The organism is Verrucomicrobiota bacterium (assembly GCA_016200005.1).
Lineage (GTDB): Bacteria > Verrucomicrobiota > Verrucomicrobiia > Limisphaerales > PALSA-1396 > PALSA-1396.
Genome location: JACQFP010000010.1, coordinates 43,170 through 50,428 on the forward strand (window position 1 = coordinate 43,170; position 7,259 = coordinate 50,428).

At 58.6% G+C, this 7,259-nt stretch carries 5 protein-coding genes; 3 read left to right on the forward strand and 2 right to left on the reverse strand.

The genetic code is table 11. The features are described from left to right. Positions 1–15: 15 nt before the first annotated feature. Together HY298_03445 and HY298_03450 are read right to left on the reverse strand one after the other, a co-directional pair. On the reverse strand, positions 16–1,083 hold the full coding sequence (locus HY298_03445) for a site-2 protease family protein (protein ID MBI3849337.1): 1,068 nt from the start codon (positions 1,081–1,083) through the stop codon (positions 16–18). Then, positions 1,076–1,879 (reverse strand): hypothetical protein, encoded by an 804-nt coding sequence (locus tag HY298_03450; protein MBI3849338.1) that lies wholly within the window; start codon positions 1,877–1,879, stop codon positions 1,076–1,078. The genes HY298_03445 and HY298_03450 overlap by 8 nt, the downstream gene beginning before the upstream one ends. 149 nt (positions 1,880–2,028) lie before the next feature. On the opposite strand from HY298_03450, the gene HY298_03455 reads away from it, so the two are divergent. From HY298_03455 to HY298_03465, 3 genes are all read left to right on the forward strand, one after another. Continuing rightward, entirely contained in the window at positions 2,029–4,290 is a 2,262-nt protein-coding gene (locus tag HY298_03455; GenBank protein ID MBI3849339.1) for a hypothetical protein, read from the forward strand. Between the two features lie 13 nt (positions 4,291–4,303). Next, on the forward strand, positions 4,304–5,260 hold the full coding sequence (locus HY298_03460) for an ABC transporter ATP-binding protein (GenBank protein ID MBI3849340.1): 957 nt from the start codon (positions 4,304–4,306) through the stop codon (positions 5,258–5,260). A 173-nt stretch (positions 5,261–5,433) separates the two neighbouring features. Beyond that, entirely contained in the window at positions 5,434–7,092 is a 1,659-nt protein-coding gene (locus tag HY298_03465) for a hypothetical protein (protein ID MBI3849341.1), read from the forward strand. Positions 7,093–7,259: the final 167 nt, after the last annotated feature.

The following is a 7,259-nucleotide window of genomic DNA, read 5'->3' on the forward strand; positions in this document are numbered from 1 at the left end:
CGCTTTGCGCCCTTTTCAAGGCGCCGACTCTATCGGCACGTGAATCGTGCAGAGTAACGATAGCGTCACCCCGAGGAAAATAAACTGCAGCAAGGCGAGGCGATCCGACGCGGGCGCATCGGTCTTTTGCAGGGCGCGAAATCCGGCAGCCAGCAATAGCAGAAGGAGCAAACCCTCATTCGTCAACACGAACATGACCGCCAAGCTCGCGACGACCAGCCAGCGTTGCGCCCGCGACAAGGCGCGGAAGCCGCGGCCGCCATCCAGTTGCCAGACCGGCAGAAGATTGAACAGGTTGATCCACGCGCCGACGCGCGCAATCGCGGCCCAGTAGAGTCCGCCGCTGATCAGAAAGACGGCAAATGCCGCGACCGCGGCACCGAGACCCCAGAGCGGACCGGCCAAACCGATGCGGGCGTCTTCATGTGGATCGGCGGGATACTGTTTGAGCCTGACCATCGCACCGAAACCTGGAATGAACATTGGGGCGGTGGCGCGGATACCGAGACGACGAAGCGCGAAAACGTGACCCATCTCGTGGACGTAAATCGAAAGCACCAATCCCAACGCGAATGTCCATCCCCAAGCGGCCCAGTAAACGCCGAAGGAAAGCAGCATTGAGAACAGCGTACTGGCCTTGGTCAATCCCAGCAGCAGGAACTTGAGTTTGGTCAGAACGAAGATGACGGCGAATTTGAATTTCCAAAGCAACAAACCAATGGCACCCAGCCCCGCCGCCTGCATGCCGGTTTTCTTCTGGGTTGAGGCTTGACGCAGGGCGGGCGTTCGAGAGGTGGAGGCCGGCGCGGTTTCTTGATCGACTTGCCCGCTCAGATTCTTAATCCAGGCGAGGACAATCTGATGTTGGCGCGAGCCGGGCGGAAGGAGTTCAAGGGCGTCGCGCCACGTGGTCAGGGCGCCCGACAGGTCACGCTGTTGCGTCAGCCGCTCCGCCTCACGCGCCAGGTGATTTAATTTTTCCGTGTGCACAAGCCGCTGGCAACGCGGGCAACTGAGCAGCGTCGGTGCGATCTGCGTGCTGCATTGGGGACAGATTATTTCCGGTTCAGGCACGCTAGGCAGCCGGCGGCACTGCAGTGGCGCCAATCTGGAACGGACCGGTGATTTGGAGTAAGGCGCGCTTGTTCAGCTTCCACGCCTCGTAACAGGCAATGGCGATGATAATCCAGCCGATGAAATTTTCAAATCCGGCGAGGAACGGCGCCATGAACGCGATGGCGAAGACCACCACCCCAGCGACCGCCCAACCAACGAGCCCACCCGGTCCCGAACGTCCGACTTGTTCCAGTGGCACCTCGAGCTTTTGGTCGGCGGCGGGCTGCGCAGGCTCGGTTGCTTGCGCGGTTTTCACGACGGCATTGGTGGACGCCACTGTGGGATGGTTTCTTTCGGATGCTGCGTTACGAAACTCTTTCAGCAAAGGCGGAATGTATGTTGATACGATGGCGGTGTAAGTCAGTAAGATTGCCAGAGCCTGATAAAGCCATCCGCCGCGGGCGTTCGCGCCGCGGCGTACCGCCCAGCCCACCATGAAACCAACCAAGATGGCAATCAAACCCAGTTCGTATCCGGTCGTCGCCGCAATCGCATACCAGATCGCCGCCCCCAAAATTCCTGCCACCGCCCCGAAAATTGTCGCGCGTCCAAAACGAGCCACGCCCGAACCGCCCGTCCACGTTTTCTCGATCTGCTCCCGGCAGCTGGGGCAGATGCTCTTGTCGTTGACCTGATAATACGAGTCGGTGATCGGCTGTTTGCAAACAACACACGATCGGCTGGCGGCGGGGCTTGCGTATTCGGCGTGCTCAAACTGCAGTCCGCCGTCACTGGTCGGTGGCGTGGGTGGTTGATCATTCATGGCTCAGGTTGGTTGGTTGGTTAACTCCGTTCGCGACAATTCCAATGGACAGCGGAATGGCATTGAGGCGAGAGAAACAAAATCCCCGGGCGCGGTCAAGCGCGCTGAATTGAAGTTGCGAACCGGCGCAACCCGGAGTACAAAACCGTGTGCCCGCAACTGTTGCTTTGGAGCAATTGAACAAATTGTCTTCGCGAAAGGTTTCCTGCCGGACGACCCGGAGGCATCGCCGCTTTTGTTTCTTCTTTGCGCTCGCCTGGCTCTTGAGCGTTGGCGGTGGGGTCACGATCAACGCTCGGGCGGCCTTGCAGTTCGACGTGTTCCTCGGTTACGACGGCGTGGTGCCGGAGGCGAGTTGGTTTCCCGTGATTTGCGAGGTGAAAAATGACGGGCCGCCGTTCACCGCCACCTTCGAGTTGTCGTCGGGAGCTTACAATCAAAGCCAGACGCGGACGATGGTCGTGGAACTGCCTACTGGCACGCTCAAACGTTTCGTGATGCCGGTTTTCGCCACGACCCGTTACAACAGCATGTGGAGCGCGCGGCTGCTCGATGAGCGCGGCAAGGTGCGTGGCGAGCAGCCTAATCTCCGGCCCAGAAAACAGATGGCTTGGGAAAGTCCGTTGATCGGCGCGCTGGCTCGGACCGTCGGTGGGGTGCCCGTCATCCAACAGATTCTCCCTCGCCAGACCGACCTGCAGCCGACATCGGCACGATTGCAACCGGCGCTTATTCCCGACAACCCTCTGGTGCTGGAAGGACTCGACGCGCTCTACTTGAATTCGGAAAAGGCGGTGGAACTCAATGTGAACCAGGTGAACGCCCTGCTGACTTGGATGCACGCTGGCGGGCATTTGATTGTTGGCGTCGAACAAATTTCGGACATCAATTCGAGTCCCTGGTTGCGCAATGTTTTTCCCTGCGAGGTGACAAGCGTGCGGACCGTGCAGGGTCATTCTGAGATTCAGGAATGGCTGCGGGCGGCGGGCGGCGGGTCGAGCCAGACCAACAAATTGCTTTCCACTGTCACAGCGAGCGAGCAGACGAGACGTTTGAGAGGTGGAGCGAATCGACCAACTGCACCAACCCCCGTCCCGTTCTCCGAGATGGCCGACGATCCGGATTTCGAAAAGGCGGAATTACCCGTCGCCGTCGGCGCAATGCGCGACGGAAAAGTGTTGGCCGGCACCCCGGGGACGCCGTTCATCGTCACGGCCAAGCGCGGGCGCGGCCGGATCACGGCGTTGCTGTTCAGTCCGGAACGCGAGCCGTTTCGATCCTGGAAAAACAGTCCTTCCTTTTGGGCGCGGTTGGCGGACGTTCCCATGGCTTGGTACACCTCGGCGGATTTCAACCAGCCGGGCGGCTGGAGTCTGGACGGGGTGTTCGGCGCGATGATCGACAGCAAGCAGGTGCGCAAACTGCCGGTCACCGGGTTGCTCTTGTTGCTGGCGGTGTATCTGCTGGTCATCGGGCCGCTGGACCAACGCTGGCTCAAGCGCATCAACCGGCAGATGCTCACTTGGGTGACGTTCCCCATTTACGTGGTGCTCTTCTCACTGCTGATATATTTCATCGGCTACAAATTACGCGCCGGCGAATCCGAATGGAACGAACTGCACGTCCTCGATGTTTTGCAGAAAGGGGAGCGGGCGGAATTACGCGGTCGCGCCTACGGTTCGATTTATTCTCCGGTCAACGCCCGCTACCAGCTCGTGGGGGAACAACGCTACGCCGCGTTGCGTGGCGAGTTCCAGAGTTCCTGGGGCGGAGGTCAGGAAAGTGGGCGGGGCAACGTGGAACAAAAAGGCGATGGTTATCGCGCGGACATCTTTGTTCCGGTCTGGACCAGTCAACTTTATATCAGCGACTGGTGGCAGTCGGCGGCGCTGCCGCTTAAAGCCAGCGTCACCCGCGTGGGCGATGAGTTCGAAGTCACGGTGGAGAATCTGCTCGACCGCAAATTGACCGAAGCGCGGCTGGTGTTGGGCGCACGCGTGTACACGCTGAATGAATTGCCGGCCCGGCAGACCCAAAAATTCCAGTCGGAAAAATTGCCGTGGACGGAATTGACAGCGTTTGTGCAGCAGTATGGAAACGAATTCCAGTCGGCGGCCCAACGTCGCCGTGCGGCGTTCGGTGAATCGGTTCACCTGTCCAACGTGCCGCTCAGTGCGATGGCAGCGTCGTTCGTCACGCAACTGGGCGGTCGGAGAAATGTCGCCAACAATTATCAAAACTCGTTTCTGGTGCCGCCGGGTTTTGACCTGAGTGCATTGACGGAACGAGGTGACGCAGTTTTGCTGGCGTGGGATGCCGGGCATTTGTTCACCACCGCGATGAACCGTTTTACGCCGCGCCGCTCAACCCACGACACACTTCTGCGGCTTGCCATTCCCGTAACCAACTAACTGTTGAAAAATTATGGCCAACGATTCCGCTCCTCCGATGCCCGCCGTTCAGACGTTCGGCTTGACGCGCATGTACGGCAGCCTTGCGGCACTCTACGGGCTTGACCTCACGGTGAATCGCGGCGATCTGTTCGGTTTCATTGGCTCGAATGGTGCGGGCAAGACGACCACGCTCCGAATCCTCGCCACGTTTCTTGCGCCGAGCGCCGGCCGTGCGGTGATTCTCGGGCATGATGTGGTGAGTGATGCGGACGCGGTGCGCCACGTCATTGGTTACATGCCCGATTTCTTCGGGGTGTACAAAGACATGGAAGTGACCGAATATCTCGATTTCTTCGGTGCCTGTTACAAGATTCCCACCAACCAGCGCGAGAAAACGGTCAGCGACGTTTTGGAACTCGTCGGCCTTAGCGAGAAGAAAGGCGCGCTCATCGGCGCGCTGAGTCGCGGCATGCAACAGCGACTCGGTCTGGCGCGGGTGCTGATTCACGATCCGCAACTCTTGCTGCTGGACGAACCCGCCAGCGGCCTCGACCCGCGCGCCCGCATCGAGATGATGGCGGTTTTGCAAGAACTTCAGCGTCTCGGCAAAACCATCATCATCTCCTCGCATATCCTCAGCGAACTCCAGACACTCTGCAATCGCGTCGCCATCATCGAAAAAGGCAAGTTGATTTACAGCGGGCCGGTGCAAGGCGTGCGCGATCAACTGGCGACCGGGCTGGTGGTCTGGGTCAAGGTGCTGGGCGACGAATCGCGCGCCATTGAGTTGTTGAAGGCGCGTTCCGAAATCTCCGCGGCAGAATCCGTGGCTGGAAGGATCAAGGTGACGATGAACGATCACCAGATGGACGCCAGTTGCGTGGCGGAAACACTGGTCAATGGCGGAATCAAACTGGTGGGACTGCGGGAAGAAGAACTTGGTCTGGAGGAAGTGTTCATGCGCGTCACACGCGGCGAAACGCAGTAATGCTCGTTGAACCGCTCGACGACGTAAGCAAGGATACCAATCGCGGAAAAAGAACGGTAGAATGCAACACCAGCCCCTCACCCGACCTTCGGCCACCCTCTCCCCATCGGATGGGGAGAGGGCAGGGGTGAGGGGTGCTTTACTGGTTTTGCCGATCATCGTAGGCAGTTGATATGATCTTTCTGCCCGTGATCAAACGCGAATTGCGCTCCGAAGCGCGGAGACCGTTCAACTACTGGCTGCGCGTGATGGGCGCGGCAGCGGCGTTCTTGGTTTGCGCCAGTCTGATTTGGGATTCCCATGTGCCTCCGGCAAAACTTGGTGCTCGGCTGTTCGCGATTCTTCACTCGACGATCTTGCTCACCATTTGGGTGATGGTACCCGCGTTGACGGCGGACTGTTTGAGCCGGGAAAGACGAGAGGGAACATTGGGGCTATTGTTTTTGACGCCGTTGACAGCACGATCCATCGTCGTCAGCAAGAGTCTGGTGCACGCCTTGCGGTCGATGACGTTGTGGCTCGCGGCGGTGCCGATTCTGGCAATTCCAATATTGCTTGGGGGTGTCGGATGGCTGGACGTCGTCACTGCGTTTACTTTGGAACTGTGCGCCGTTTTGCTGGCGCTCACAGCGGGATTGCTGGCTTCTTCATCAGCCAAACGTTGGACGCGGGCATTGGTACTGGCGGAGATCAATTCGATGTTTTTCGCGATAGTGTTTGGCTGTCTGCTGTCGTTCATTTTTTGGTTTAATATAAGAGGTAACCTGCCCGCCTCGACCTATTCCAACGGCTTTCGTTTTGGTTTGGGCCAGCTAATCGAAGGAGCGATCTTATCGACAGGAGCTGGTGGGATAAACTTTTGGAACAGTGGCTGGAGTAATTATTTTGTCCGAATCCCCGGGGGCGTCGTGCAATTCTGGTTTCTGATACTCGGTCAAATGTTTGCTCTCTCCATGCTTCTTTTTGTTTTTGTTGCGTTGCTGGCGGCGCGGCGCGTGGACCAAACGTGGCGCGAAGAGCCGCCTTCGGCGCGAATCCTTTGGTGGGAGCGGACGTTTTGCACGCCGATCATCTGGCTGACTTTTTTCCGGCGCATGATGCGGCACAAACTGGAACGGAATCCCATCGGCTGGCTGGAGCAACGCACCTGGAGCGGGCGGCTGGTCACGTGGAGTTGGTTCGCGGTGATGATTTCGCTGTATAGCGCCGTGATGTCGAATTCGGGCGTTTATCTACAGCATTTTGGCTCGTTGCAATCGTTCATGGCGTGGTTGTTGGTCGGCACCATTGCCTTCAGCGCGGCGGGGAGCCTGCGGCGCGAACGCGAAACCGGCGTGTTGGAGTTATTGCTGGTGTCGCCGGTGGGTGTGCGCCACATCATCGGCGGGCGGGTGCGTGGATTGTGGGGACAGTTTCTGCCGGCCATGGCGCTACTGCTCGGCATCTGGCTCTACTTCGCGAACATCTTTTCTCTGGGCGACAGCTCGGTGCCCGGCGGACGCGTGGCCTTCGGGGAGATTTTATTTTTCGGGAACACGTTCCTGACCTTGCCGGTCATCGGGCTTTATTTTTCGTTAAGGAGCACCAACTTCGTTAGCGCGTTCCTGGTGACCATTCTGGTCGGGTTGCTGTTGCCGGTCATGCTGGGGCGGGTGGCTGGCTGGTATGTTTCGACGTTGACCGAAAATTATTTCTACGGGAGGGCGTATAACCATCCGAGCGCCACTTTCTTTACCATTATTATCCAGCTTGTTTTTGCTGCTCACTTCTGGCAACGGCTTCACCGCAACCTGACAGGGCGCACTTTCGCTTTGGACCGGGCACTGAGCTGAACCCGGCACGCCACGATCAGCATATTGGTTCTTCGCTGTTGTCGGTGGAGCCTCAGAACTGGGGGAAGCGGAGCTTGCTGGCCACGAAGTAGAGCATGGTGATCAGGTGCGTGGTGGAACGATAGCCGCGCGCTTTGCGTTTGGTCGCGCTAAAGACGCTGTTAAGA